Here is a 26,857-nt window from a genome sequence, read left to right as displayed (position 1 = left end):
CGCCGTCAGGCGAACGCGACGTCCGCGGTCGCCACGGCTTCCGCACGCGCGGAGTCGACCTGCAGCGCCGCGCCTCCTTCGGCGGGCACGCCCGTCGCAAGGAGGTGCTCGCCCGCGAACACGGGGCGGCGCAGTCGGTAGGACAGCGAGGGGATCGCGCGTTCCGGCGCGCGGGTGCGCGCGAGCTCCAGCAGGAGCAGCACGAGCAACGGGCCGTGCACCACGAGACCCGGGTACCCCTCGGTGCCGGTCACGTACGGCTCGTCGTAGTGGATGCGGTGCGCGTTGGCCGTCAGCGCGCTGAACCTGAACAGCAGCACGGGATCCGGCGTCCACACCTGCTGCCATTCGGCGGCCGACTCCGGCTCGCCGGTCACGTCGAGCACGGCCAGTGCGGTGCGCCCGGCGTCCTCGCCGGAGCGGTAGACGATGTCCTGTTCCTCGACCACGCGCACGGTCCCGTCCTGGCTGATCTCCGACCGCACGGTCACGAACAGGATCTCGCCCGTGCGGCCGTGTTTCACCGCGACGTCGCCGAGCGACCGCGTCCGTTCGGCCGGCGTGCCCAGCACGAGCGGCGCCCGGACCTCCAGGCGTCCGCCGGCGAACATCCGCCGCCGGTCCGGCAGCGGCGGCAGGAAGTGGCCGTCCGCCGGGTGGCCGTCGGCGCCGATCTCCGCCTGCCGCGGCCATTCCAGGAAGTACAGCCAGTGCCACAGCGGCGGCAGCGCCTGCCCTGCGACGGCGGCCGGCCGCGGCAGGTCCAGCGCCGCGGACAGCGCGGCGGCCGGTCCGGCCGGGAACGCGTCGGTGTCGGTGACCGGTTCGGGAGACCACGACTCGACGTACGAGCCCAGCGCGTTCATGGTCTTGGCCTACCACACGAGCGCGCGCCCCGCAGTCAGGCTGTGACGAGCTCCGCGAACTCGTAGATCAGCCGCGAGCGCCGCGCGGCGACCCACGCCAGGGCGACCTGGCCCGGCGGCAGGTCGCCGACCGGCACGTGGGTGACGTCCGGGCGCGTGTAGTACTCCGAAGTGGACAGCGGCACGATGGCGATGCCCAGACCGGCGGCCACGTGCTCCAGCTTCTCCTCGATGCTGCGGAACCCGCGGGGCCGCGCGGCGCCGCCGGTGCGCAGCTCGGTCGCGACGGCCCGCCACTCCGGCACCGCGTCCGGGTCGTTGAGCAGGTGCTCGTCGGCGAGGTCGGCCACGTCCACGGACTCCTTGCCCGCCAGCCGGTGCGACACCGGCAGGATGGCCACGCGCGGCTCGCTGAACATCGGCCGCACCGTGAGCCCGCGCGGGTCCACCGGCAGCCGGACGATGCCGACGTCGGCGCGGCCGTCGTGCAGCACCTGGGTCTGGTCGTCCCACGTGGTCCGGACCAGCTCGACGTCGAGCCCGGGATGGCGGTCCGTCAGCACCCGCACGGGTTCGGTCACGGTGATGCCGGGCATGAAACCGATGGTGAAGGTCGAAGCGCCGCGCGCGGCCAGCGCCACGCGTCGCCGCAACGCGTCGGCCGACGCGAGGATCGGCCGGCTGTCCTCGAGCAGCTGCCGGCCGGCGGCCGTGAGCTCCGTCGAGCGCCGGTCGCGGACGAACAGCTGCGCGCGCAGCTCCTCTTCGAGCGCCCGGATCTGGCGCGACAGCACGGGCTGCGCGATGTGCAACCGCTCCGCCGCCCGGCCGAAGTGCAGTTCCTCGGCCACGGCGACGAAGTAGCGCACCTTCCGCAGATCGACGTCCACCTAGGGCCTCCCGTCCGTCGCCGCGTCCAGCCTAGGCCAGCCGCGGCGCCGGAGACCGGTCGAGACCGACGCCCGGGTGAGGGTCCGCTCAGCCGGCGAAGCGGCCCACGGCGACGAACACGGTCAGCACCAGCAGCACCACGTTGATCGGCACGGCCTTCGGCTCCTTGCGCCGCGCGTGCACCACGATCGCCCCGAAGGCCACGATCGCCAGGCCCACCGCCGCGATCGGCGTCAGCACGGGCGCGATGTCCAGGGCCTGCGGCAGGATCAGGCCGATCGCGCCGAGCACCTCCGCGAGCGCGATCAGCTTGACCGAGGTGTCCGAGAAGTCCTCGACCCAGCCCATGTTGGGGTTTTCCAGCAGCTTCTTCCGCGGCGTGGCGAGCTTCATCCCGCCCGCCCCCAGGTACAGCACTGCCGAAATCCCCGCCGCGATCCACAACGCGATGTTCATGCCCGCTCCCGATCCGTCCGACTCATGTAGTTGAACGCTACACTGTTCGAGGTCGAATCGACGATCGGCACGGGCGCCGGAAGGTACGGACGGGAACCATCCGGCGCCCGTCCGGTCACCGCGGGGTGACGGTGACCGACTGGCCCGGACGCAGCCGGACCTGCTGCTTCCAGCTGCCCGCGCGCAGTTCGGTCTCCGTACCGCCGACGCTGCGCACGACCGCCTTGGTGACCTTGCCGCGCCGCCACTCGAGGTCGACCTCGAACCCGCCGCGCGCGCCGATGCCGGTCACATGGCCGGACTCCGCCCAGGCCGACGGCAGCGCGGGCAGCAGCTCGATCACGCCGGAGCGCGAGTACAGCAGCATTTCCAGCACCGCGGCCGGCCCGCCGAGGTTCGCGTCGATCTGGAAGATCGTGTAGCTGCCCTGGCTGTACATGTCGAACAAGTTGGCCGCCGTGCCGTTGCCGTTGTTGAACGAAGGCCGCAGCACGGTCAGGAAGAGCTGATACGCGCGGTCGGCATCCTTGAGTCGGGCCCAGCACGCCGAGCGCCACGCGCAGCCCCAGCCGAAGGTGTCCATACCGCGGGCGATCAGCAGGTTGCGCACCCCGTCGATCAGTTCCTTCGACGCGGTGTCGGTGTTGATGCGGTCGCCGGGGAAGAACCCGATGAGCGGCGAGAGGTGCCGGTGGGTCGTCTCCCCCAGGTTCTCCGGCGAGAGCCATTCCTGCAGCCAGCCGGTGACCGGGCTGACAGTCGGCAGGTGCAGCCGGTCGCGCATCCCGGTGATCGTCCGGCCGTAGTCGCCGTCGCGGCCGAGGATCTGCGTCGCCTGCGCGAAGTGGCCGAACAGGTCGTGGACGAGCTCCTGGGAGTAGGTGTTGCCCTGCGCGTCCGGGCCGTGCTCCGGCGACCAGTCGGTGTCGCTGACGAGGTAGTCCTTGCCGTCGATGGTCTTGGTGACCAGGCGCGCCTCCCAGAACTCCGTCGCGCCCTTGAGCACCGGGTAGACCTTCGCGAGGTAGGCCTTGTCCTGGGTGAACTCGTAGTGGTCCCACAGGTTGTTGCACAGCCACGCGTTGCCTGCCGGGTGCCAGGCCCAGCCGGAGCCGCCGTAGATGTTGGTGGAGAACGCGATGGCCCAGCCGGCTATCTTGCCGGTGCTGTTGCGGAACCGGTTGCGAGGATCGTTGAACAGCCGCTTCGTCGTGTCGGTCCACGACGGCAGCTGCGCGAGGCAGTAGTCGGCCAGCGCGGTGAAGCACTCCTTCAGGCCCGCGCGGTCGGCGAGCCAGTAGTTCATCTCCAGGTTGATGTCGGTGTGGTAGTCGCTGTACCAGTCGGGCGAGTTGTTGTTGAGCCACAAGCCTTGGAGGCTGATCGGCAGGCCGCTGCGGGAGCCGGTGATCGTCAGGTACCGGCCGAACTGCACGTAGCTCGCCTCGAGCTCCGGGTCGGGCGTGCCCGGGTCGGTATAGCGCACCGCGATGCGCGACCACGAGTCGAGGGTGCGCCGGTTGGCCGGCGACTGCCCGAGGTCGACCTTCATGCGGTCGAACAGCTTGCGGTAGTCCTGCACGTGCGTGGCCAGCAGCGCCGTGCCGGAAGCGGCGGCCGCGGCCTTCACCTTGCCGACGGCCACGGAAGCCGGGTTCGCCCCGGCGTCCAGGTAGTGCCGCGCCGCGTCGGGCACGTAGTTCGTGCCGCCGCAGACCACGATCACCACCTCGCCGCAGCCGGTGAAGGTCACCTCCGTGCCCGAGACGCTGACGCGCCCGCCCTTCGACGCGGCGGTGACGGCGGTGCTGTACTTCAGGCCGTTCGCGAAGGTACCGCCCAGCGACACGGCGCCGCCGCCCGCCGTCGGCTTCTCGTCGCGAGTGCCTTCCAGCGTCACCGAGCCGGTGTAGGAGCCACCGCCCTGCTGCGTCAGCCGGATCACCACGACGTCGTCGGGATAGCTGGCGTAGACCTCGCGCCGGTAGGTCGCACCGCGCAGGCCGTAGGTCGCGGTGACGAGGCCGTTGCTGAGGTCCAGGGTTCGCCGGTAGCCGCTGACACCGGTGTGGGCGGGCAGCTTCAGCCGCACCTTGGCCAGGAGGCCGAAGCTGCCGAAGTCGTCCTTGCCGTAGGGCAATTGGCCGTCGTCCTGCACCGTGTCGTTGAGCCCGCCGGTCCAGAGCGACGAGTCGGTGAAGTACACGTAGTCGGCCGCGGGGTCACCGCCGACGAGGCCACCGATCCGACCATTGCCGATCGGCAGCGCCTGCTCGATCACGTGCGACTCGACGGCCGGCGCGGGGTACCACAGGGTCGTCGCGGCGGCGTCGGCCACGAGGTCGGCGGAGGGCGGCCGCACGGGCGACGCTTGCGCCGTGAACGGGCGAAACCCGCTCAAGGCGAAGCCCGCGCCGACGGCGCCACCGAGCTTGAGAAAGGTCCGACGGGAGGGCGGGGAGGAGAGGTCCGACATGACAGGTCCGTTCGTCGTCGAAGGCGGAATCCGGCCGTGAGCGAGGCCTGAAGCTCGCCAAACATAGGATGTCTGCCCGAACCTGGTCAAGATTCTTCGGAATTATTCGCCGCCAACGACGGAGGCGGATCGGTTTCCGGCGCAACCGGATCAAAGCCGTCGGACGACTCGGGTGGCGGCCCCTCCCCCTCCGGCGGGACCGCCACCCGTGCGCGCCTCAGCAGGTGCTGGGCGCGGGCTTGCCCGCCAGCCGGTCGGCGAGGTAGGCCAGCGCGCCGGGGGCGCCCTGCACCGCCACCGTCACGTGGTCGCCGATCGGGATCCGGTGGTACTGCACGGAAACCCCCTGCGCGCAGTACGTGCGCACCAGTTTGTCCACCGGCGGCGAGAACGCCAGTTCGTCGAACACGCCCTGGTAGACGTAGACCGGCGAGCCGGGCTTGAAGCGGCCCATGGTGTTCTCGGCGATCACGCGCTTCACCGCGGGCACGTCGAGCAGCTGCGGCACGGTGGTGTAGTCGCGCATGCGCCGGAACGCCTGCCCGACCGTGAACTGCGCGATGCACTGCTTGCCGACCTCGGCGAACGCCTGTTTGCCGCGCGCGTTGAGCAGTGCGTCCGTGTCGATCTCCGGATACGCGCGGGCGAGCCCGACAGCGGCGCCCACGTAGATGCCCGCGAACGGACCGCCGTCGATGTGGCGCGCGATGTAGTCGAGGTCCGCGGGCACGCCGCCGGCGGCGACCCCGGCGAACCTCAGCTCCGGCGCGTACTGCGGCTGCAGCTCGTTGGCCCATTCGCTGGCGAGCGCGCCGCCCGAATAGCCGATCAACCCCGTCGGCGTGCTCGGGCCGGCGAGCCCGGCGGGCGGGAACGACTGTGCGGCGCGGATCCCGTCCAGCACACCGTGGGCGGTGTTGGCGGCGGCCGCCCACTCGGAGTCCGGGCCTTCGTAGTCGGCGGTCACCACGGTGTACCCCGCCGCGACGAGCGGGAGCATCAGCGCGAGCTCCTCGGCCGGCGGCGCCGTGCCCGTGGTGAGGACGGAGGAAGGCGCGCAGTCGGTGGTCAGCCCGTCCTGCGCGGTCTGGTACGACACGAGCTTGCGCGCACCGCCCGCCGGCGGGTTCACCGGCTGCATGATCGTGGCGACGTCGGCGATGGCGGCGCCGTCGGTGTCGGTCGAGCGGTACTTCACCTGCCAGGCGCGCACGGGCACGGGCAGGGCCAGCGCGCGGATGGTGACGGGCCGCGAGTCGAGCACGGTGCCCGGCGCGACGTCGGGGAACGGCGAGGGCTGGGCGTAGAACGGGTCACCGGCGGGATTTCCGGGCGACGGCGCGTCGGCGGCTGCGGCGGACGGCGCGGCGGCGGTGAAGACCGTCGCGGCCATCGCGGTGACGACGGCGAGGGCGGAGAGCTTTCGGCGGATGTCGACGCTGACAGTGGGCACGGGACCTCCAACTCAATACCAACCGGTATCGGGTCAGAGGCTTACCAGATGACCTGGATCACAGTCAACGAAAAACGTCCAGGTGAGGGAGCTGTAGTCTCCGCCCCATGGCCCCTTCGCGGACCCCGCGCCGTCGCCCGAGCCGCGCCGAGACCCGGCGCAAGATCATCGACGCCGCGGGCGAGGTGTTCGCCCGGCAAGGCATCGCGGCCACGTCGCTCAACGACATCGCCGCGGCGGCCGGCCTCACCAAGGGCGCGGTCTACTCGAACTTCGAGGGCCGCGACGACCTCGTGCTCACCATCATGGAAGAGCACATCGTGGAGCGGATGCGTTCGGCCACCACGGCGTTCGACGAGCTGAGCGATCTCGGCGAGGCCACCGCGGAGGCGGGTGCGCGGCTGGCCGCGGGCGTGGACACGGACGCGACCTGGCACCGGCTCCTGCTGGAGTACTGGGGAATCGCGATGCGCAACCCGGCCGTCCACAAAGGACTCGCGCTGCGCCGGGCCCAGCTGCGCGACGCCATCACCGCGGCCATCACGCGCGCCGCGGCCCAGCACGGCGTCGAGCTGCCGCTGCCGCCGGCGCAGCTCGCCGTGGTGGTGCTGGCGCTGTCCAACGGGCTCGCGGTGGAACGCGGCGTCGAAGCGTCGGCGGTGCCGGACTCGCTCTTCGCCGACGTGCTGAAGCTGCTGGTCACCCCACGCGAAGTCGGTGGTGCCAGTGGCGTCAGTGGTAGCGCAGCGCCGCCGGATTCGCCTGCTCCGCCAGGTACTGCCGGAAGGTGATCACCCCGTCGGAGTGGCCGGGCGCGAGGTTGCCGCCCTCGGCGTAGGCGCGGAACAACGCGCCGGGCAGCCGCACCGGCACCACGCGTTTCGTCCGGCCGCTCGCCGCCAGCACCGCCTTCGCCAGGTCCGTCGCCGCCAGCACCTCCGGTCCGCCGAAGTCCGGCGCCCGGCCCGCGGGCTCGGCCTTGGCCAGCTCGCCCAGGCGCACCGCGAGGTCCCGCACGTCCACCGGCTGGAACCGCCAGCGCGGCACCGGGACCACGGGCAGCCGGGCCGCGCCCGCGAGCACGGCGCGCACGAGCGAGTGGAACTGCGTGGCGCGCTGGATCGTGTGCGGCAGCCCGGAACCCGCGAGCACCTCCTCGGCCGCGAGCTTCGCCGCGTAGTAGCCGAGCGGCACGCGGTCGACACCGACGATGGACACGTACACGACGTGCGGCGGGTTGCCCGTCCACCGCGCGGCCTCCACGAGCGTGCGCGTCGTGGCGACTTCGTGCCGGTAGTCGGTGGCGCAGTGCAGGACGACGTCGCAGCCGGCCAGCGCCGTGTCGATGCCGCGGCCGGAGCGCAGATCGCCGACCACCCATTCGGCGCCGCCTCCGCCGCGGCGCCGGCGGCTCAGCGCGCGCACCTGCTCGCCCGCCGCCACCAGGCGGTCGACCACCACACTGCCGAGCTGACCGGTCCCGCCGGTCACCAGGATCCGTTCCGGCACGCCGCCCCTTCCCGGCACCACCGCCCGGCCGGACGGCTTCCGCGGCCATCCTGGCACGCGCCCGCCCGGCCCGGAAGCCGTGTGCGTCAGGGGAGGATCAGTGCGCCGCGCCGAGCCGGACCGCGTGCAGGCCCGTCGACGCGATCGGCTCGCCGCAGTGCGCGCACACGCTCTTCAGCCGGAGCTCTTCACCGCACTCGTGCTCGTACACCGTGGGCGGCGGGCCCTGGCGGATGAACCGGTCGCCCCACTGCATGAGGGCGAGCAATACCGGCTGAAGCGCCTTCGCGGACTCCGTCGGCAGGTATTCGAAGCGCGGCGGGTGGTTCTCGTACTGACGCTTCTCGAGCACGCCGGCGTCGACCAGCTTGCGCAGCCGCGCCGCGAGGATGTCGCGGCTGGCCCCGGTGTTCTCGGCGATCTGGTTGAACCGCCGCTCGCCCAGCATGATCTCCCGGAGCGCGAGCAGGCTCCACCGCTCGCCGACCACCTCGAGCGCGTCCGCGATCGAGCATTCCCGGCCTCGCGCCGTCATCCGTCCCACCTCCGTTACGCCCCAGCAGGAATTTCCAACCTAGCACGTCACCTGGGCGGTGTGAGGTGGCCGACAGCGCTCACGCAGTGAGTTGTGTTATCCAACTCGGTGGGCGTACAACGGGATCAAGCGGCTATGCGAGGAGGCAGGTCATGAGGGACGCGGTCATCGTCGACGCGGTGCGGACACCGATCGGCAAGGGCAAGCCCACGGGCAAGCTGGCGGGGGTCCACCCGGTCGATCTGCACGCGCATGCCATCCGGTCGCTGGTCGAGCGCACCGGTATCGACCCCGCGCTGATCGACGACGTGATCAGCGGCGCCGTCGGGCAGATCGGCGAGCAGAGCATGAACACCGCGCGCTGGGCCACGCTCGCCGCGGGGCTGCCGGAGTCGGTGCCCGCGGTGACCGTCGACCGCCAGTGCGGCAGCAGCCAGCAGGCGATCCACTTCGCCGCGCAGGGTGTGCTGAGCGGCGCGTACGACATCGCCATCGCGTCCGGCATCGAGTCCATGGGCCGCGTGCCGATGGGCAGCCAGATGGCCGGCAAGGACCCGTTCGGCGCCGGGGTCGCCGCGCGCTATCCCGAAGGTCTTGTGCCGCAGGGCATCAGCGCCGAGCTCATCGCCGCCAAGTGGGGTTTCTCGCGCGAGCAGCTCGACGCGTACTCCGCCGAGAGCCACCGCCGCGCCGCCCAGGCCTGGGCCGACGGCAAGTTCGCCGGCGAGGTCGCCGCGCTCAAAGCGCCGGGCCCCGACGGCACGCTCGTGGACGTGACGACCGACGAGTCGGTGCGCCCGGGCACCACGCCCGAGATCCTCGCGGGCCTCAAGCCGGCGTTCAAGGCCGACCTGTGGTCGGAGCGTTTCCCGCAGATCGACTGGCGGGTGACGGCAGGCAACTCCTCGCCGATCAACGACGGCGCCTCCGCTGTGCTCATCACCAGCAGCGACACGGCGAAGAAGCTCGGCCTCAAGCCGCGGGCGCGGCTGCACTCGTTCTCGGTGGTCGGCGACGACCCGCTGTACATGCTCACCGGCGTCATCCCGGCGACCCGCAAGGTCCTCGACCGCGCGGGCCTGAAGCTGTCGGACATCGACGCGTTCGAGGTCAACGAAGCGTTCGCCAGCGTCGTGCTGGCCTGGCAGGCGGAACTGGGTGCCGACCTGAACAAGGTCAACATCAACGGCGGCGCCATCTCCATCGGCCACCCGCTCGGCGCCAGCGGTGGACGGCTCATGACGACGCTCCTGTCGGTCCTGGAGCAGACCGGCGGCCGCTACGGCCTGCAGACGATGTGCGAGGCCGGCGGCCTCGCCAACGCGACCATCATCGAACGCCTCTGACCCGGGTCCCGGGACGCCCGCCATCCCCCGGCGTCCCGGGACCCCCGCTACGTTGGCGGCATGGGGTGGAATCTGGGCGAGCTCATCGGGAAGTACGACGTACCGGGCGCGCAGGTCGCCGTGCTGGCCGATGGGGAGATCGAGGACGAAGCCGCGGGCGTGCTGAGCCTGCACACGCGCGTCGAGGCCACGACCGACTCGGTCTTCAAGATCGGCTCGATCACCAAGCTCTGGACCGCCACCTTGGTCCGGCAACTGGTGAACGAGGGCGTGCTGAACCTCGACCATCCCGTCCGCGAGTACCTGCCCGGGTTCCGGCTGAGCGACCCGGCCGCCACCGCGTCGCTGACCGCCCGCCACCTGCTCACCCACACCGGTGGCCTCGACGGCAACCACCCGGTCGACAGCGGGCGCAACGACGACGCCATCGAGAAGTTCGTCGCCACCCTCGCCGAAGCCGACCACCGCTTCCCGCCGGGCACCGTGTTCTCCTACTCCAACAGCGGCTACGCGCTCCTCGGCCGGCTCGTGGAAGTCCTGCGCGGCAAGCCTTTCCACGACGTGCTCCGCGAACACCTGGTCGCTCCGCTCGGCCTGCGCACCGTCGCCGTCGACCCGTACGAGGCGATCCTGCACCGCGCCGCCGTCGGCCACGTCGAGGCGGACGGGCAACTCGTGCCCACCACGTCGTGGGCGGTCCGCTACCACTGCGTGCCCAGCGGCTCGCACCTCGCGCTGAGCGCCCGCGACCTGCTGAAGTTCGTCCGCCTGCACCTCACCGACGAGACGCTCGCGCCGCTGCGCGAACCCCAGCTCGACTCCGTCCCGGACTTCGGCGGCGGGATCGTCGGCTGGGGGCTCGGCTGGATGCTCCACCGCGACGGCGTGCTCGGCCACACCGGCGTCTCGAAGGGACAGAAGGCTTTCGTTCGCGTGGCGCCCTCGGCGGGCGTCGCGGTGGCCGTGCTCACCAACAGCTCGGGTGGGGAACCGATGGCCTACGAGATCTTCAGCGCGGTGCTCCGGGACCTCGCCGGGGTCGAGACGACCCCGCTGCCCGTGCCGCCCGCGAACCCGGCTCCGATCGACCCGGACCGCATGGGCGGGACCTACCGCACCACGGCGTACGACATCACCCTCGCCGTCGAGAACGGCCGCGCCTTCCTCACCCACCGCCCCCGAAGCTCGTCCGCCGGCACGCCCCGGAACCGAGCCGAGGTGGTCCGGCTCGGTGACCGCGCGATCATCACCGTCGAGCCGGAATCCGGAGTCCACCAGGTGCTGTCGCTGGTCGGTTCCGACGAGTACGGTCGCGCCCGGTTCCTCCACAACGGAGCCGCCGCGTACCGCATCGGCTGATCGTCAGGAGTCCTCGGCTTCCAGCCCGTCGCGGTCGGCCCACTCCAGCAGCGGCTCCAGGGAGAACACGGCGTCGTCGATGCCCGCGTGCAGGTCGCCGAGCTCGGCGAAGCGCGCGGGCACGGTGGCGATGGTGCACTCGCGCGGCTCGACGTCGTCGACCTCGTCCCAGCGGATCGGCGTCGACACGGTGCCCTCCGGCACTCCGCGCACGGAGTACGCACTGGCGATCGTGTGGTCACGCGCGTTCTGGTTGTAGTCCACGAACAGCTTCTTCGGGTTCCGGTCCTTGCGCCACCACGTGGTCGTCACCTCGTCGGGCGCGCGCCGCTCCACCTCGCGCGCGAAGGCCAGCGCCGCGCGGCGCACGTCGGCGAAGCCCCAGCGAGGCTCGATGCGGACGTAGACGTGCAGCCCGCTGCCGCCCGAGGTCTTCGGCCAGCCGACGGCGCCGAGCTCGTCCAGCACCTCGTGGGCGACGTGCGCGACGCGGCGGACCGTGTCGAAGGGACAGTCGGGCATCGGGTCGAGGTCGATGCGCCACTCGTCCGGCTTTTCCGTGTCCGCGCGCCGCGAGTTCCACGGGTGGAACTCCACAGTGGACATCTGCACCGCCCACGCCACGTGCGCCGCCTCGGTCACGCACAGCTCGTCGGCGTAGCGCCCGTAGCGGGGGAAGTGCACGCGCACGGTCTCCAGCCACGGCGGCGCTCCGTTCGGCACGCGCTTCTGGTGCACCTTCTCCCCCGCGACGCCCGAGGGGAACCGGTGCAGCATGCACGGGCGCTCCCGCAGGGCGCGGACGATGCCCTCGCCCACCGAGAGGTAGTAGTTCACCAGGTCCAGCTTCGTCTCGCCGCGGGCCGGGAAGTACACCCGGTCCGGGTTGGAGATGCGCACCATGCGGTCCCCGACCGCGACCTCCACCGCCGAGTCTTTCGCCATGCCGTGACGGTAACCGTTGCGCGGCGCGGGCGCGATCAGATCCGCACGAGCCGCACCCAGCCGTCGCCCGTCGCCGGTGACCGCAGGTGCCAGGTGTCCGGCCCGGAGATCGGCGTCCAGCTCCAGTCGAGGCGGTAGTCCACGGGCCGGGGCCGTCGCGCGCGGTCGAGCCAGTGGTAGTCGAGCCGCAGCAGGAAGCCCGGAACCGGTCCCGCGGCCGCGATGCGCTGCGCGACCAGCGGGACGACGCGGCCCTGGTCGGAGAACGTGTCGACCATCGTGCACTCGCAGAAGTACGCGAGGGTGCCGATCTCCGGCGGGGCCGCCACCGTCGCGCCGCCGACCCGCGCGCCGATCTCCCGGCCGACCCGGGCGTAGTCGGCCGCCGTGGCCCAGTTGCCGAAGATCGGCGGCGCTGTCCAGGGCACTCCGCGGTGCACGTCGAGGTACGCGGCCGGCAGCACCGCCAGTGCGAACGCCAGGCTCGCCACGCCCACCCGGAACGCGCCACCGCGGGCCAGCCATCCGGCGCCGACCACGAACACGACGGTGAGCGCGACGATCGGCGCCACGTAGTACCACTGGTAGGGCGGCACGCCCAGCAGCGAGTACGCGCCGTAGTACGCCAGCCCGCCCAGACCCAGCACGCCGACCGGCCCGAACCGCGCGGCCTGGTCCCGGCGCACCACCAGCCACCCCAGCCAGCCGAGCAGGACCACCAGACCGGCGACGGCCGGGGCGAACGCCACCAGCGTCGCCTTCCAGCGCTTCGGGTCGAGGTAGTACTCCGGCCCGTTGCCGTAGGTGTATTCGCCGAACGCGCCCTGGGTCGTCTTGATCAGGAAGGTGTCCGGGATCGCCGAGCCGAGCGCGAACCAGCTGAAGACGAACCACGGCAGGCACACCGCGAGCGTCACGCCCGCCACCGGCAGCAGCCGGCGCCGCAGCGCCCCGGCCCCCAGCGCGAACAGCACCACGAAGACCACCAGATCCAGCCGCACCAGCACCGCGAGCCCGGCCACCACGCCGAACCCGATCGCGCGGCCCTCCACCGCGTACGCCGTGAGCAGCACCAGCGCCGCCGAGATGAGGTGCACCTCCAGCCCGGTCGCCGACAGCACGAACGGGTTGACCAGGATCGCCGCCGTCCCCGCCACGGCCGTGAAAAACGGCAGCCGCAGCGCCCGGGTGATGCGCGCGAGCCCCCAGCCCACGGCCGTCATCGCCGCCACGAACACGAGTCCCGCGCCGGCCACCGGGTGCACCTGGCCGCCCGCGACCCGCGTGAGCGTGCCGCCGAGAGCGAGCAGCAGGACGTTCAGCGGCGAGGTCGCCGAGTTCGCCGTCTCGGCCTCGACCAGTCCCCAGTGGAAGTGTTCGGCGAGGTTGCGGGCGTAGGAGAGCGTGATGAACGAGTCGTCGATCAGGCTTCCCCTGACGCCGAGGAACACCACGGCGGAGACCAGGGCCACCGTGGCCGGCCACAGCAAGGCCCGGCCACGGCCGCGTCTCGCGGGCTCCCCCGGCTCGGCCGGGAGACGCGCGGCGGCCACGGCCCGGCCCACGTCAGGTCCCGTCGCCGCGCACGAGGTAGAGCACCTGCTCGCCGGCCCACGGCGACGCGATCCGCCACTGCGCCAGCGCGTTCGCCGGTGCGGCCGCGCCGACCTGGGTCGGCACGAGCGCGTATTCGGGCTTCACGGCCACCGCGCCGTAGTCGAAGTAGTGGAAGTTGAGGTCGACGAGCTTGCGGCCCAGCGAGCCCATCGTCGCCTCCCGTTGCGCGATGGCCGGGCCGACCGCGCCCCGGTCGTCGAACAGGTCCACGATCGAGCAGCCGCAGCCGTAGGCGAGCACGCCGATCTCGCCGCCGCTGCGCACGGTGCCCGTGCCGACGAGCCGGCCGAGCTCCGGCCCGATCCGCTCGTACTGGGCGGTGGTGGTGTGGTTGGACATGATCGGCGCGAACGGCCGCGGCAGACCGCCCCACGCGTAGAACACCGCGCTGACGACCACGAGCCCGACCGCCGCCAGCACCGCGGGCGCCCCGGCAGTCCAGCGGGCCACCGCGGGCGCGCGCCCGGCCACGGCTGCGACCGCCGCGGCGAAGAACAGCGTGGTCACGGCGATGCTCGGCCCGTAGTACCAGTGATAAGGCGGCACGTGGAGCCGCGAGTACGCCAGGTAGTGCACGGCCCCCGCGGGTACGAGCGCCACGAACGGCAGCAGCGTCCGCGCCGCGGGGCCGCGGCGCACCAGCGTGAGGAGCCAGCCGAGGAAAGCCACCGCGCCCAGCGCCGCCGGGAGGAACGAAAGCCAGGTGGCCCAAGGGAAAACGCCCTCGTACAGCACCGGGCCGTTCGAGAACCCGTAGGCGCCCCACGACTTCTGCAGCGTTTTGATGATCAGCGTGTCCGGCACCGCGGAACCGAGCACGAACCAGCTGAACACGAACCACGGCAGCGCGACCACGACCGCCGCCAGCACCGACTTGCCGAGTCCGGCCCAGAACCGCGCCCGCAGCAGGACCACCACGAGCGCGATCAGCACCAGGTCCACCCGGATGAGCACGAGCACGCCGGTGGCCACCCCGACGAGCACCGGCCGCCGCTCCGCCGAGAACACCAGCAGGGCCACCACCGCCGCCACGCCGAACTCGACCTCGAGCCCGATCGACGAGATCAGCAGCGGGTTCACGGTGAGCAGCGCGACGGCCAGCGGCGAGAACCACCGCGGCAGGCCCGCCCGGTCGCCCAGGCGGGCCAGGCCGACGGCGATGACGACCTGGCACAGCACGTACAGGATCGCCGCGGCCAGCACGGCGTCGCGCACCACCAGCGTCAGCCCGGCGAGCACGAGCACGCTCAACGGTGACGTCGCCGTGTTCGACGTGCCCAGCTCGATCAGGCCCCAGTGCCCGTGGAACGCGAGGTTGCGGGCGTAGGACAGCGTGATGAAGGTGTCGTCGATCAGGTGGTCACGGAACAGCGCGAACGCGCCGGCCGAGAGCACGGCGACCACGAGCGCGAGCACGCCGTGGCGGCGCGGTGCCGGTCCGGCGTCCTCGACGTCGCCGGGAGCGGTGGTGCTGGTCTGTGCCACGGGGACTCCTCGTCGGGAGGGGTCGGGCAGGGTCTCAGCGCGCGGGCACCAGCGTGAAGTGCCCGATGCCCTTGGCGGCCGAATACACCGTCCACGAGTCGGGTCCCGAGGCCGGGCCCTTGCCGTAGAGAAGCCGGTAGTCTACCTGGCGCGGCTGCTGGTTGCGGTCGAACCAGTGGTAGTTGATGCGCAGGCCGAGCCGCGAGACGGCCCCGTCCTCCGCGATCCGCTTGCGCACGATCGACGCGACCTGGCTGCGGTCGGAGAACACGTCGAGGATCTGGCAGTCGCAGTAGTACGCGAGCGTGCCGATCTCCCCCGGCCCCGCCACCGAAGCGCCGTTGAGCCGCTGCCCGAGCTCCCGGCCCACGCGGGCGTAGTCGGTCGAGCTCGCCCAGTTGCCGAAGATGACCGGCGACGGCCACGGCACGCCCTGCGCGAGGTCGATCGAGACCATGCCGAGCGCGGTCACCCAGGCCAGGCCCAGCGCCGTGAGCGGCGCGGTCTTGCGCAGGCCCGGCCGCCGGCCCGATTCGGCCAGCCAGATGCCGGTCATCAGGACGGCGAACGAGCCGATCGTGGCCGTCGGCGTCACGTAGTACCAGTGGTACGGCCCGACGCCCAGCGTCGAGTACACGATGTAGTAGACGACGCCGCCCAGGCCGAGCCCGACGACGGGCGCGAGAGCCGGGAAGTCGTCCCAGCGGCGCGCGAAGCGCAGGCCGAACCACGCGAGCAGCACCGCGGTACCCGCGACCGCCGCGGCGAACGTGAAGATCACCGTCACCGGCTGGTACAGGAAGTACATCACCGGGCCGCTGAAATAGCCCCAGGCGCCGAAGAGGCCTTCCTGGTCCTGCTTGATGACCAGCGTGTCGGGGATGAACGAGCCGAGCGCGAACCAGCTGAACAGGAACCACGGCGCGGCGACGAGCACGGCGGTGCCGAACGCGCGCCAGAAGTGCTGCCGGATCGCCCGCGTGCCGAACGTGATGATGAGGACGAACACGACCAGGTCGAGGCGCGTGAGCACCGTCAGCGCCGCGAACACCCCGAACAGGACCGGCCGGCCCTCGACGGCGAACACCGTGAGCCACAGCAGGATCGCCGGCACGAGCAGGACCTCGAGGCCCGTGGCCGAGAGCAGGAACGGGTTCACGACCACGATCACCACACCGAGCAGCCCGACCCACGTCGCCAGCCCGAACGAGCGCGCCAGGCGCTGCCACGCCCAGCCGATGGCGGCCGACGACACCACGGTGAGCGCGCCGAGCGCGAGCACCGGGTGGGCCGCGCCGCTGATGCGTGTGACAAGCGTGAGCAGCCCGAGCAGCAGCACGTCGAGCGGCGAGGTCGCCGAGTTCGCCGTGGTGCCCGGCACCAGCGCCCACTCGCCGTGGAGCGCGAGGTTCTTCGCGTAGGCGAGCGTGATGTACCCGTCGTCGGTCAGGCTCCCGCGCACGAGGAGGAACGACAACAGGCCCAGCAGGGCCGCGGCCCACGGCAGCCAACGGAAGCGCACGGAGCGTGACCGTACGGCACTGCTGGACCGGGGCTCGACACGGCTGTCCGCGTCTTCCGGGATCGTGACCACTGACTCATCCACCGACATGGTCCGGGAACAATAGGGGGTGTTCGTTCCGGCGATGTTAACGCCCCGCCCGTAACCCCCGGGTTTTTCAGACCAGTGCGTGGCGGCCCGTGCGCTCGGCGTCGGCGCTCTGGTCGAGCACGCGGGCCGCGACCCGGCCGATCGCGGCGTCGAGCTCGGCCCGGTCGCCGGTGCCCCAGTCGGCGAGCCGCTCGGCCAGCCAGTCGCGCCAGGCGTGCACGAGCTTGCCGAACTCCTCGCGCCCGGCCCCGGTGAGCGCCCAGCTCCCGCCGGAGAACCTGAGGTAGCCGGTGAGTTCCAGCCGCGCGAAAGCGGGTTCCAGCACCTGCGGGGGCACGCCGTAGTGCTGCCCGATCGCCGTGAGCGTCGCCGGTTCGCCCCGGCGTTCCCGCAGGTGGACCTGCACGAGGCACCACAGGCCGCCGTGGTCGAGCTCGGAGCCCGAACGGGCGGCGATAGCGGGTGCGACCTTGCGCCGCTCGCGGAAGAACAGCGTGGCGATCGCCCGTTCCAGCTCGCGGTCGTGGTCGCGCGCCTCGGGCATCGCGAACCCGTCGCCGAGGTCGGGCGCGGCCGCCCGGGACGTGTCGCGCAGCGGCACCTCCTTGAGGAAGAACGCCAGCGCCAGCGCGACAAGACCCACCGGAGCGGCTGACAAGAACACCACATGCAGTGAATCGCTGTACGCGGCGATCACGGGCTGTGACACCGCCGGCGGCAGCTGGTGCAACGCCTGCGGCACCTGCGTCGCGCGGGGATCCACGCCCGGGGGCAGGGGGTGCGCCGCGAGCGCGCCGGCCAGGTTCGGGCCGAGCTGGTTGGCGTAGACCGTGCCGAAGATCGCCGCACCGAACGAGCTGCCGATGGACCGCAGGAAGGTGACGCCCGACGTCGCGACGCCGAGGTCGCGGTAGTCCACGGTGTTCTGCACCGCGATGGTGAGGACCTGCATGCCGAGGCCGATCCCGAGGCCCAGCACCGCCATGTACAGCGCCGACTCCCAGAAGCCGGTGTCCGGGCCGAGGCGGGAGAGCAGGTAGAGCCCCGCCGTCATCAACGCGGAGCCCACGAGCGGGAAGACCTTGTACCGGCCCGTGCGGCTCACGAGGTTGCCGGACAGGATCGACGCGAGCAGCAGCGCCAGCACCATCGGCAACAGTCGTACGCCGGACGACGTCGCCGAGACGCCCTGCACGTACTGCATGTAGGTGGGCAGGTAGGACAGCGCGCCGAGCATCGCGAAGCCGACGACGAAGCTCATGATCCCGGCCACGGTGAACACCGGGTTCCGGAACAGCCGCATCGGCAGCATCGGTTCCTCGGCCCGCAGCTCCACCAGCACGAAGAGCCCGAGCAGCACGACCGAGCCGATCGCCATCGCGATGATGGTCGGCGAGCCCCACGCGTACGTGGTGCCACCCCAGCTCGTGACGAGCGTCAGCCCGGTGGCGGCGAGGCCGATGAGCAGGATGCCGAGGTAGTCGATCACGGGCTTGAGGACAGCCCGGGCGTTGGGCATCGCGGACGCGGCCACCACGAGCACCACGACGACCAGCGGGATGTTCACGTAGAACGCCCAGCGCCACGACAGGTGGTCCACGAAGAAGCCGCCCAGCATCGGCCCGGCCACGGTCACCACGCCGAACACCGAGCCGAGCGCGCCCTGGTACTTGCCGCGTTCGCGCAGCGGCACGACGTCGGCGATGAGCGCCGTCGAGGTCACCATGAGGCCACCGCCGCCCAGCCCCTGCACGGCCCGCCACACGATGAGCCACACCATGCTGTCGGCGAACCCGCAGAAGAACGACCCGACGCCGAAGATCACGACGGACAGCTGGAACATCAGCTTGCGCCCGAACAGGTCGCCGAGCTTGCCGACGACCACGGTCATGATCGTCTCGGCCAGCAGGTACGCGGTGACGACCCACGACAGGTGCCCCGCCCCGCCGAGGTCACCGACGATGGTGGGCAACGCCGTGCCCACGATCGTCTGGTCCAGGGCCGCGAGCAGCATGCCGAGCAGCACCGCGCCGAACACCGCGTTGATCTTCCGCCGCGACAACCCGGCCCCCAGCGCGGCCGGCTCCTCCTGCGTCACCTCGGCGGTGGCCGTCATGCGCCCTCCTCGTCACCCGCTCGGCGGTCGTTCCCGCGGGTCCACCGTAGGGCGAGGTGTCCACTGTGGATAGCCACTCGTTCCGGTGACGGGGCCACCCGGGACGCGTCACATTGACCGGACGGGTGGGCGTGGCCAGAGTGTCCCTCGTGGACTACGTGGACGAACGCTCCGGCCGCCGCTACCCGCTCGACGCGCTGCGCTGGTGCGGCGACGACGGCGCGCCGCTCACCGTGGAGGCGCTGCCGGGCATCACGCGCGAGCAGGTGGACACCGCCGAGCGGTCGCTGTGGCGCTACCGCGCCGCGCTGCCGGGCGACCTGCGGCCGATCTCGCTCGGCGAGGGCTGCACGCCGCTGGTCGAGCGGCCGTGGCGCGGGCACGACACACGGTTCAAGCTCGAGTGGTTCAGCCCCACGGGGAGCTTCAAGGACCGCGGCAGCAGCGTGATGCTCTCGGCGCTCGCCCAGGCCGGCGTGCGCGAGGTCCTCGAAGACAGCTCCGGCAACGGCGGCTCGTCGGTGTCGGCCTACGCGGCCGCCGCGGGCATCGCGGCCACGATCCTCGCGCCGGAGTCGACCTCGCCCGCGAAGATCCTGCAGAGCCGCGCGTACGGCGCGACGGTGGACCTCGTGCCGGGCACGCGCGACGACACCGCCGCCGAAGCCCTGCGCCGCTCCGGCGAAACCACGTACGCGAGCCACAACTGGCACCCGTTTTTCCTGCAGGGCACCAAAACGCTGGCGTACGAGCTGTGGGAGGACTTCGGCTTCACCGCGCCGGACACGGTCGTGACCGTGGCCGGCGCGGGCAGCATCGTCCTCGGCCTCGACCTCGGGTTCGGCGAGCTGCTCGCGTCCGGCGCGATCGCGAAACGGCCGCGCCTGCTCGTCGCGCAGCCCGCCAACTGCGCGCCCATCGACGCGGCCTTACGCGCCGGGGCCGAGCACGCCGTGCCGACGGAGTTCGCGCCGACGATCGCCGAGGGCACCGCCATCCGCGAGCCCGTCCGCCTGCCCGAGGTGCTCGCCGCGATCCGCCGCTCGGGCGGGACGACGGTGGCGATCGCCGAGGACGAGATCGCCCGCGCCGCGCGGGAGCTCCCCCGGATCGGCCTCTACGCCGAGCCGACCAGCGCGACCGCGGCGGCCGCCGTCGACGTCTTCCGCGCCGGGGGCGTGCTCGCGCCCGGGGAGACCACCGCCGTCATCCTCACCGGCTCCGGGCTGAAGGCGGCCACCACGATGAGCACGCTGCTCTGACCTCGTGCCGGCTCAGCGGTCGTGGCTGCGCCGGTCGTAGGAGACCGCGTAGATCGCGCTGCGGGCGGCCAGGATCGGGTCGTCGGACAGCTCGATGCCCGCGGTGAGCAGCGTGGGGTCGAAGACCTGGGAGTTCCAGTGCTTCTGGTCGGTCACCTCGGCGGTGATCGCCAGGCGCCCGGCCGTGATCTCCGTGCGTTCCCCGGGCCAGACCAGCGTGGCGTCGTTCGTCGGGTCGCCCGGCTCACCGAGCTGCACCTTCAGCGTGAACTCGACGGGGCCGCGCGCCAGCCGCTCGCCGAGCTCGCCGGTGAGGTGCTCGGCCGACCAGTCGCCGCCCTCGCCGGCGGCGAGCACGTGGTCGCCGGCCTCGGGCACCCAGCGGTAGCGCACCGGGCGCAGGGAGCCGTCGGCGGCGCGCCAGAAGAACGCGTGGATGGCCCAGTAGGTGGTGGTGCCGTAGCTGACCGGCGTCGGCAGCTGCGACGCGGTGAACAGGCCCGGGCCCGCGCTCGGGTGCGCGCCCACGTGGGCCTGCACCTTGCCGAGGTCGGGCGCGCCCGTGGCCGGGTCCGGCTCGGCCGACTTGAGCAGCGCGAGGAAGTCCTCGGGCGTCGCGGCGATGAACCGGTCGAGGTTCACGCCGACGATGTCGGTGTTGCTCCCGTCCGGGAGGTGGAACTTCACCGCGAGCCCGCGCACGGCCGTGCCGGCGTCGGGCAGGTGCGGATTGGTGTCGGTGTGGGAGAACCGCACGGTCGCGCGCACGGGCTCGCCCTGCAGGTGCGCGGCCGTGGTGAGGTCGGCGGCGACGCCGGACGGGACGAAAGTGGCGTCGTAGCAGACGCCCCGGGCGTGAGCCCGGCGGTAACCCGGGTAGGTCCCCTTCAGCTGCTCGATCTCGTCCACGATGGACACGGAGAGCTGGGAGGCGGGCAGTTCGGTGGTCATGTCGCGAAGGTAACGGCCGTCGCGCGGGCGCGCCCGCCGCACTACCCTCCCGGCCACCGAAGTGTTCCTGAAGTTTCCCCGCGAACCCGAGAGATATTCCGAAATCCCGGTCAGCGGAATCGCCGGACCTCGTGAATCAAGCCTTGATCAAGTCGCCGGAGGAATGGCGCGGTTGTCAAATCGAGGGAGCGTTTTCTGCGGATTTCCCCCGAGTGAGGTGTCGCACACCTTAAGTCTTCCTTGGTGTGCTTGGTCACGCGCACCCCGACCGCTAGCGTCACGCAACCATGGATTCCACAGTGGCCGCCAAAGACGGCGACAGCTACACGAAAGCACTGGGCAACCGCCAGGTGCAGATGATCGCGATCGGCGGCGCGATCGGTGTCGGCCTCTTCCTCGGGGCCGGCGGCAAGCTCCAGCAGGTCGGCCCGTCGCTGGTGCTCTCCTACGCCATCTGCGGCATCGCCGCGTATTTCGTCATGCGGGCTCTCGGCGAACTCGTGCTGCACGAACCGAGTTCCGGCAGTTTCGTCACCTACGCCCGCAAGTTCATCGGGCCGTGGGCCGGGTTCGTCTCCGGCTGGATGTACTGGGTGAACTGGGCGATGACCGGCATCGCCGAGATCACCGCCGTCGCGATCTACGTGCACAAGTGGCTGCCCGACGTGCCGCAGTGGATCACCGCGCTCGTGGCGCTCGGTGTGCTGCTCGGCGTGAACCTGGTGAGCGTGAAGCTGTTCGGGGAGCTGGAGTTCTGGTTCTCCGTGGTGAAGGTGCTCGCGATCGTGGTCTTCCTGATCACGGCGATCGGGCTCGTGTTCGCGGGCGCCAACATCGGCGGTACGCCGGCCGGCGTGCACAACCTCACCGACCACGGCGGCTTCTTCCCCGCGGGCATCGGCATCGCGCTCATGACCCTGCAGGCCGTGATCTTCGCCTACTCCGCGATCGAGGTCGTCGGCATCGCGGCCGGCGAGACCAAGGACGCGCGCAAGGTGCTGCCCAAGGCCATCAACGGCGTCGTCTGGCGGATCGGTGTGTTCTACGTCGGTTCGGTGCTGCTGCTGGCGATGCTGATGCCGTGGTCGTTCTACAGCGGCGCGGAAAGCCCGTTCGTCACCGTCTTCTCGCGCCTGGGCATCGGCGGCATCGGCGACGTGATGAACGCCGTGGTGCTCACCGCCGCGCTCTCGTCGTGCAACTCGGGTCTCTATTCGACCGGCCGCATCCTGCGGGCGCTGGCCGACCACGGCGAGGCGCCGAAGTTCGTGGGCCGCATGAACAGCCGGCACGTGCCCTACGGCGGCATCCTCTTCACGTCGATCGTCTACGTGCTCGGCGTGGTGCTGAACTACATCGTGCCGCAGGAGGCGTTCGACATCGCCATCGCGGTGGCCTCGCTCGGCGTGGTGGCCACGTGGGCCACGCTCATCTACTCGCAGATGCGGATGCGCCAGGCCGCGCTGCGCGGCGAGGTCGAGCGGCCGAGCTACCGCATGCCGGGCGCGCCCTACACCGGCTGGGCCACGCTCGGGTTCCTCCTGCTGGTGGTGGTGCTCATGGGCTTCTCCGACGGCGCCGAGAAGATCGCGTTCTACTCCATCCCGGTGCTCGCGATCGTCCTGGCGGTCGGCTGGCGGATCGTGTCGCGCCGGCGCGGCGCGCGTGTCGGCGACAACGCCTGAGCCCGGCACCGGACCGCACACGCCCGGCCGGGCACCGTTCCCGGCCGGGCGTGTGCGGTGCGGGCATACTCGGATCCGGCGGCGCGGACGCGCCGCGCGGCGGGAGGTCCGTGATGGTGTCGTCGGAAACGTCCCGGAAGGTGACGATCCACGACGTCGCCCGCAGCGCCGGGGTGTCGCGCCAGACCGTGTCGCGGGCGCTCAACGACAAGGCCGAGATCGACGGCACCACGAAACAGCGGGTGCTCGACGCGGCCCGCGAGCTCGGCTACCGGCCGAGCCGGTTCGCCCGCGGCCTCGTGCGCCAGGACACCACCACCATCGGGCTCGTGATCCCCGACCTGCTCAACCCGTTCTTCACCGAGGTCGCCGCCGCCGCGCTCGAGGCCGCGCGCGCCCGCGGCTGGCACGTGGTCGTGTACGACACCTCCGACAGCGCCGAGGAAGAGCTCGGCACGCTGCAGGTGATCGGCTCGCAGGTCGACGCCGTCGTGGGCTACTTCAGCCGGCCCGAGGACGAGCTCGACCGCTTCACGCGCGGCATCCCCGTGGTCCTCATCGGGCGCGAGCACCACACGCCCCGGTTCAGCTCGATCCGGGTCGAAGGCGCGGACGGCGTGCGGGCCGCCATCACCCACCTCGTGCGCGCCGGGCACCGGCGCATCGGCATGCTCGACCACGCGGGCCGCGCCGAGCCGAGCGTCCGGCGCGACTGGTTCGCCGCCGCGGTCGCCGAGCACGGTCTCGAAGCCGAGGTCGTCGAACGAGCCGCCCAGTCGGTCGACGGCGGGGCCGCGGCCCTGGAGGCGCTGCTGTCCGAGCATCCCGACGTGACCGCCGTGTTCACCTTCAACGACATCATCGCCATGGGTGCTCTGCGCGCGGCCCGCCGTCTCGGGCGCCGGGTCCCGGACGACCTCGCCGTGGTCGGGTTCGACGGGCTGCAGCTCGGCACCGTCGTGGACCCGGCGCTGACCAGCGTCGCCCTCGACACGCGCCGGCTGGGCGCCCTCGCGATCGACCAGGCCGCGCGCCTGCTCACCGGCGCCACCCCCCTGTCGGCCGACGAGCTCGTGATCCGGGCCGAGCTGCTGGTCCGCGAATCCGCCTGAACCGCTCCGCTTGACACCCCACGGCGCCTCGCGCACACTTCCGGGCAATTCGTGAACGTTCACGGGAGCGTTCACGGAGCTCTCCGGAGGGTCCCCGATGACGTTGACTCGACGACGGTTCCTGACCGGCGCGGCGGCACTCGGCGCCGCGGCGTTCGGGACGGTTGCCTGCGCCAGTCCCACGACCGCGAACCCAGGGCGGATCACGCTCTGGTACACCTCGAACGGCCTGTCCGACGCCGTGCTCGGCGAGGCCGTGAAGCGGTTCGCCGCCGACAAGCTGACCCCTTCGCAGGTCAGCGGCGAGCTCAAACAGCGGCTGCTCGCCGCCCTGGCCGGCGAGGCCTACCTGCCCGACATCACGATGCTCGGCGACGACATCGCCACCTACTTCGCCGACACCGACCACTTCGTCGACCTGAACACCCTCGGCGCGGGCGGCGTCCGCGACCAGTACCTGCCCTGGAAGTGGCAGGCGGGCACCAGCCCCGCCGGGTTCCAGCTCGGGTTCCCCGTCGATGTCGGCCCGGCCGCGCTGTACTACCGCCACGACCTGTTCGCCCAGGCCGGCTTGCCCAGCGAGCCCGATGAGGTCGCCGCGGTCGTGTCCACGTGGGACGACTACTTCACCTTCAGCGCGCAGGTGCAGAAGAAGCTGCCCGGGCGGTACATGATCACCGACACGAAGACGGTGTTCACCTACTCGCTCGCGCAGGAGCCGCGCAAGTACTTCGACCGCGCCAACCACTACCTCGACGACCAGTCGCAGGTGCGCCGCGCGTGGGACCGGGCCGTGCAGGCGTTCCGGATGGGGCTGACCGCCGGGTACGCGGGTTCGCAGAGCGTCAACGGCCAGTCGATCGACCGGCACGCGGCCTGGAACAGCGGCAAGGAGCTCAGCTTCGTCAACGCCTCCTGGATCACCGGTGAGCTCAAGGAGTCGGCGCCGGGCACCTCGGGCAAGTGGCGTGTGTGCCGCCCGCCCGGCGGCGCGGGCAACCAGGGCGGTTCGTTCCTGGCGATCACGAAGTACTGCCCCGATCCGCACGCCGCGTTCGAGATCGTGAAGTGGCTTCAGTCGCCGCAGAACCAGCCGCAGACCTTCCTCGACCTCGGGCTCTTCCCGCCCAGCCCGTCGGCCTACACGGACCCGCGGCTGCTCGCGCCGGAGCCGTTCTTCGGCGGGCAGGTGACGATGGACGTGTTCTCGAAGATCGCGCGGGAGGTCAAACCCGTGTACTTCAGCCCGTGGGACATCACGATCAGCGACACGTTCACCGACGAACTGACCAATGTGGAGAGTGCGGGCAAGGACCCCGAGACCGCGTGGCAGGACGCCCGCGCCTCGGTGGAACGCCTGCTGCGCCGCCAGGGGGTGCTCTCGTGACCGCGATCCTGCCCGCCGAGACGGCCGGCGCCCGCCGCGCCCCGGTCCGCCACGCCGCCCACGGCCGCCGCAAGCGGTGGCGTTACCTGCCGCAGTACCTGGCCGTCGCGCCGTTCTTCGTGCTGTTCGCGATCTTCGGCGTCTACCCGGTGCTGTACTCGCTCTACCTCGCGCTGCAACGCTGGGACGGCGTCGGCCCGATGAAGTTCGTCGGGCTGGAGAACTTCGCGTTCCTGCTGTCGGACACCACGTTCTGGGGCTCGATCGGCAACACCCTGATCATCTGGGTGATGTCGACGGTCCCGATGACGGCGCTCGCATTGCTCATCGCGGTCGGGCTCAACTCGTCGGTGCGGTACAAGGGTCTGCTGCGGGTCGCGTACTTCCTGCCGAACGTGACCTCGATCGTGGCCATGTCGCTGGTGTTCGGCTCGATCTTCTCCGACGAGTTCGGGATCCTGAACTGGTTCCTGGGCCTGTTCGGCATCGGCACCGTCGACTGGCTGAGCGACCCGTGGGCCATCCGCGGCGCGATCTCGATCATGATCATCTGGCGCTGGACCGGCTACAACGCGATCATCTTCCTGGCCGGCCTGCAGGCGTTGCCGCCGGACGTGTTCGAGGCGGCCCGCATCGACGGCGCCGGCCCGGTGCAGACGTTCTTCCGCATCACGCTGCCGTTGCTGCGGCCGGTGCTGCTGTTCTCGGTGGTGATGTCGGCGATCAACGGCCTGCAGATCTTCACCGAGTCGCAGGTGCTGCTCGGCAATCGCGGCGGCCCCGGCGGCGCCGGCATGACGATGGTCCTCTACTTCTACAACACGGCCTTCGCGGACAACGACTTCGGTTACGGCGCCGCGATCGCGTGGGGCATCTTCGTGGTCGTCGTCCTGTTCTCGATCCTCAACTGGCGGCTCGTGATGCAGCCCGAGCGCGGCCAGGTCCAGACCAAGGGAGCCGGCCGATGACGACCAGGCGCGCACGGGTGCTGACGCTGGTGGCGCTGATCGCCGGCGCCCTGATCACCCTCTTCCCCTACTACTGGCTCGCCGTGATGGCCTCCAACACCACGGCCGACATCTACGCGACGCCACCGCGGCTGACGTTCGGCGGGCACCTGTTCGCCAACATCGGCGAGGTGTTCGCGAAGATCGACTTCTTCGGCTCGCTGCTCAACACGCTGATCGTCGCCGTGGTCACCACCTTGCTGGTGCTGTTCTTCGACTCACTGGCGGCGTTCACCTTCGCCAAGTACGACTTCCCGGGCAGCAACGTGCTGTTCGGCATCCTGCTCGCGACGTTCGTGGTGCCCACCCAGCTCTCGGCGATCCCGCAGTTCACGCTGATGGCGGACTTCGGCTGGGTCGGCGACCTCAAGGCGCTGATCATCCCGGCCGCCGCCAACGCGTTCGGCATCTTCTGGATGCGCCAGTACGCCCGCGGCGCCATCCCGGACGAGCTGCTGGAAGCGGCCCGGATGGACGGCGCGGGGTTCTTCCGCACGTACCTGTCGGTCGGGCTGCCGGTGCTGCGCCCGGCGCTCGCGTTCCTCGGCATCTTCACCTTCGTCAACGCCTGGAACGACTACCTGTGGCCGCTGGTCGTGCTGATCGACTCCAACCACGTGACGCTGCAGGTGGCGCTTTCGCAGCTGCAGGGCGTGTACGTGAAGGACTACAGCGTCGTGATGGCCGGGACGCTCGTGGCGATCGTGCCGCTGGTCATCGTCTTCCTCTTCGGTGCCCGGCACTTCATCCGCAACATCGCGGCCGGCGCCCTCAAGGGCTGAAAGGA

22 protein-coding genes are annotated in these 26,857 nt (G+C 71.4%); 9 read left to right on the top strand and 13 right to left on the bottom strand.

Annotated features, from left to right (window positions below):
* Nucleotides 1-5: 5 nt before the first annotated feature.
* From ACQPXB_RS24605 to ACQPXB_RS24585, 5 genes are all read right to left on the bottom strand, one after another.
* On the bottom strand, nucleotides 6-866 hold the full coding sequence (locus tag ACQPXB_RS24605; protein WP_432856428.1) for a hypothetical protein: 861 nt from the start codon (nucleotides 864-866) through the stop codon (nucleotides 6-8).
* A 35-nt stretch (nucleotides 867-901) separates the two neighbouring features.
* Entirely contained in the window at nucleotides 902-1,756 is an 855-nt protein-coding gene (locus ACQPXB_RS24600) for a LysR family transcriptional regulator (RefSeq protein WP_432856425.1), read from the bottom strand.
* A gap of 88 nt (nucleotides 1,757-1,844) precedes the next feature.
* Nucleotides 1,845-2,213: a DoxX family protein gene (locus ACQPXB_RS24595; RefSeq protein ID WP_432856422.1), complete on the bottom strand. Its 369-nt coding sequence runs from the start codon at nucleotides 2,211-2,213 to the stop codon at nucleotides 1,845-1,847.
* 115 nt (nucleotides 2,214-2,328) lie between these two features.
* The gene (locus tag ACQPXB_RS24590) at nucleotides 2,329-4,689 is read right to left on the bottom strand and encodes a glycosyl hydrolase family 95 catalytic domain-containing protein (RefSeq protein ID WP_432856419.1); all 2,361 of its coding nucleotides are present in this window, start codon (nucleotides 4,687-4,689) and stop codon (nucleotides 2,329-2,331) included.
* Between the two features lie 217 nt (nucleotides 4,690-4,906).
* Nucleotides 4,907-6,142, bottom strand: a complete 1,236-nt coding sequence (locus tag ACQPXB_RS24585; protein WP_432856415.1) for a lipase family protein — start codon at nucleotides 6,140-6,142, stop codon at nucleotides 4,907-4,909.
* Nucleotides 6,143-6,249: 107 nt separating this feature from the next.
* Here ACQPXB_RS24585 and ACQPXB_RS24580 point away from each other — a divergent pair, with 107 nt between their 5' ends.
* Nucleotides 6,250-6,933, top strand: coding sequence for a TetR family transcriptional regulator (locus tag ACQPXB_RS24580; RefSeq protein ID WP_432856412.1), 684 nt, complete (start codon nucleotides 6,250-6,252; stop codon nucleotides 6,931-6,933).
* Here ACQPXB_RS24580 and ACQPXB_RS24575 read toward each other — a convergent pair.
* Nucleotides 6,875-7,651 (bottom strand): SDR family oxidoreductase, encoded by a 777-nt coding sequence (locus ACQPXB_RS24575; RefSeq protein ID WP_432856409.1) that lies wholly within the window; start codon nucleotides 7,649-7,651, stop codon nucleotides 6,875-6,877. The genes ACQPXB_RS24580 and ACQPXB_RS24575 overlap by 59 nt on opposite strands.
* 97 nt (nucleotides 7,652-7,748) lie before the next feature.
* The gene (locus tag ACQPXB_RS24570) at nucleotides 7,749-8,186 is read right to left on the bottom strand and encodes a winged helix-turn-helix transcriptional regulator (RefSeq protein ID WP_432856406.1); all 438 of its coding nucleotides are present in this window, start codon (nucleotides 8,184-8,186) and stop codon (nucleotides 7,749-7,751) included.
* A 152-nt stretch (nucleotides 8,187-8,338) separates the two neighbouring features.
* On the opposite strand from ACQPXB_RS24570, the gene ACQPXB_RS24565 reads away from it, so the two are divergent.
* Both ACQPXB_RS24565 and ACQPXB_RS24560 read left to right on the top strand, forming a co-directional pair.
* Nucleotides 8,339-9,532, top strand: coding sequence for a thiolase family protein (locus ACQPXB_RS24565; protein ID WP_432856403.1), 1,194 nt, complete (start codon nucleotides 8,339-8,341; stop codon nucleotides 9,530-9,532).
* A gap of 60 nt (nucleotides 9,533-9,592) precedes the next feature.
* The gene (locus tag ACQPXB_RS24560) at nucleotides 9,593-10,891 is read left to right on the top strand and encodes a serine hydrolase domain-containing protein (protein WP_432856400.1); all 1,299 of its coding nucleotides are present in this window, start codon (nucleotides 9,593-9,595) and stop codon (nucleotides 10,889-10,891) included.
* A 3-nt stretch (nucleotides 10,892-10,894) separates the two neighbouring features.
* Here the strand turns inward: ACQPXB_RS24560 and ligD are convergent, their stop codons facing one another.
* From ligD to ACQPXB_RS24535, 5 genes are all read right to left on the bottom strand, one after another.
* Nucleotides 10,895-11,836, bottom strand: coding sequence for a non-homologous end-joining DNA ligase (gene ligD, locus ACQPXB_RS24555; protein WP_432856397.1), 942 nt, complete (start codon nucleotides 11,834-11,836; stop codon nucleotides 10,895-10,897).
* 35 nt (nucleotides 11,837-11,871) lie between these two features.
* On the bottom strand, nucleotides 11,872-13,401 hold the full coding sequence (locus ACQPXB_RS24550; RefSeq protein WP_432856394.1) for a hypothetical protein: 1,530 nt from the start codon (nucleotides 13,399-13,401) through the stop codon (nucleotides 11,872-11,874).
* A gap of 1 nt (nucleotide 13,402) precedes the next feature.
* A complete protein-coding gene (locus ACQPXB_RS24545) occupies nucleotides 13,403-14,938 on the bottom strand; it encodes a hypothetical protein (RefSeq protein ID WP_432856391.1) in 1,536 nt (511 codons plus the stop codon).
* Between the two features lie 34 nt (nucleotides 14,939-14,972).
* Nucleotides 14,973-16,460 (bottom strand): hypothetical protein, encoded by a 1,488-nt coding sequence (locus ACQPXB_RS24540; protein ID WP_432856389.1) that lies wholly within the window; start codon nucleotides 16,458-16,460, stop codon nucleotides 14,973-14,975.
* A 157-nt stretch (nucleotides 16,461-16,617) separates the two neighbouring features.
* The gene (locus tag ACQPXB_RS24535; RefSeq protein ID WP_432856386.1) at nucleotides 16,618-18,666 is read right to left on the bottom strand and encodes a DHA2 family efflux MFS transporter permease subunit; all 2,049 of its coding nucleotides are present in this window, start codon (nucleotides 18,664-18,666) and stop codon (nucleotides 16,618-16,620) included.
* Between the two features lie 149 nt (nucleotides 18,667-18,815).
* On the opposite strand from ACQPXB_RS24535, the gene ACQPXB_RS24530 reads away from it, so the two are divergent.
* On the top strand, nucleotides 18,816-19,928 hold the full coding sequence (locus ACQPXB_RS24530; protein WP_432856383.1) for a threonine synthase: 1,113 nt from the start codon (nucleotides 18,816-18,818) through the stop codon (nucleotides 19,926-19,928).
* Nucleotides 19,929-19,940: 12 nt separating this feature from the next.
* Here ACQPXB_RS24530 and ACQPXB_RS24525 read toward each other — a convergent pair whose 3' ends face one another.
* Nucleotides 19,941-20,879, bottom strand: coding sequence for a catalase family peroxidase (locus ACQPXB_RS24525; protein WP_366582038.1), 939 nt, complete (start codon nucleotides 20,877-20,879; stop codon nucleotides 19,941-19,943).
* Nucleotides 20,880-21,166: 287 nt separating this feature from the next.
* Between ACQPXB_RS24525 and ACQPXB_RS24520 the strand changes: the two genes are divergently transcribed.
* The 5 genes from ACQPXB_RS24520 to ACQPXB_RS24500 all read left to right on the top strand — a co-directional run bounded on the left by ACQPXB_RS24520 (nucleotide 21,167) and on the right by ACQPXB_RS24500 (nucleotide 26,852).
* Nucleotides 21,167-22,564 (top strand): amino acid permease, encoded by a 1,398-nt coding sequence (locus ACQPXB_RS24520; RefSeq protein WP_366582037.1) that lies wholly within the window; start codon nucleotides 21,167-21,169, stop codon nucleotides 22,562-22,564.
* Nucleotides 22,565-22,704: 140 nt separating this feature from the next.
* Nucleotides 22,705-23,676, top strand: coding sequence for a LacI family DNA-binding transcriptional regulator (locus ACQPXB_RS24515; RefSeq protein WP_366582036.1), 972 nt, complete (start codon nucleotides 22,705-22,707; stop codon nucleotides 23,674-23,676).
* 97 nt (nucleotides 23,677-23,773) lie between these two features.
* Entirely contained in the window at nucleotides 23,774-25,063 is a 1,290-nt protein-coding gene (locus tag ACQPXB_RS24510) for an ABC transporter substrate-binding protein (RefSeq protein ID WP_432856378.1), read from the top strand.
* A complete protein-coding gene (locus ACQPXB_RS24505; RefSeq protein WP_432856375.1) occupies nucleotides 25,060-26,031 on the top strand; it encodes a carbohydrate ABC transporter permease in 972 nt (323 codons plus the stop codon). The genes ACQPXB_RS24510 and ACQPXB_RS24505 overlap by 4 nt, the downstream gene beginning before the upstream one ends.
* Nucleotides 26,028-26,852 (top strand): carbohydrate ABC transporter permease, encoded by an 825-nt coding sequence (locus ACQPXB_RS24500; protein ID WP_366582033.1) that lies wholly within the window; start codon nucleotides 26,028-26,030, stop codon nucleotides 26,850-26,852. Before ACQPXB_RS24505 ends, ACQPXB_RS24500 begins: the two co-directional genes overlap by 4 nt.
* Nucleotides 26,853-26,857: the final 5 nt, after the last annotated feature.

This window comes from Amycolatopsis sp. CA-161197 (genome assembly GCF_050942255.1).
Lineage (GTDB): Bacteria > Actinomycetota > Actinomycetes > Mycobacteriales > Pseudonocardiaceae > Amycolatopsis.
Note: the sequence above shows the minus strand (reverse complement) of the source record. Positions and strands in the feature narration are given on the sequence as shown.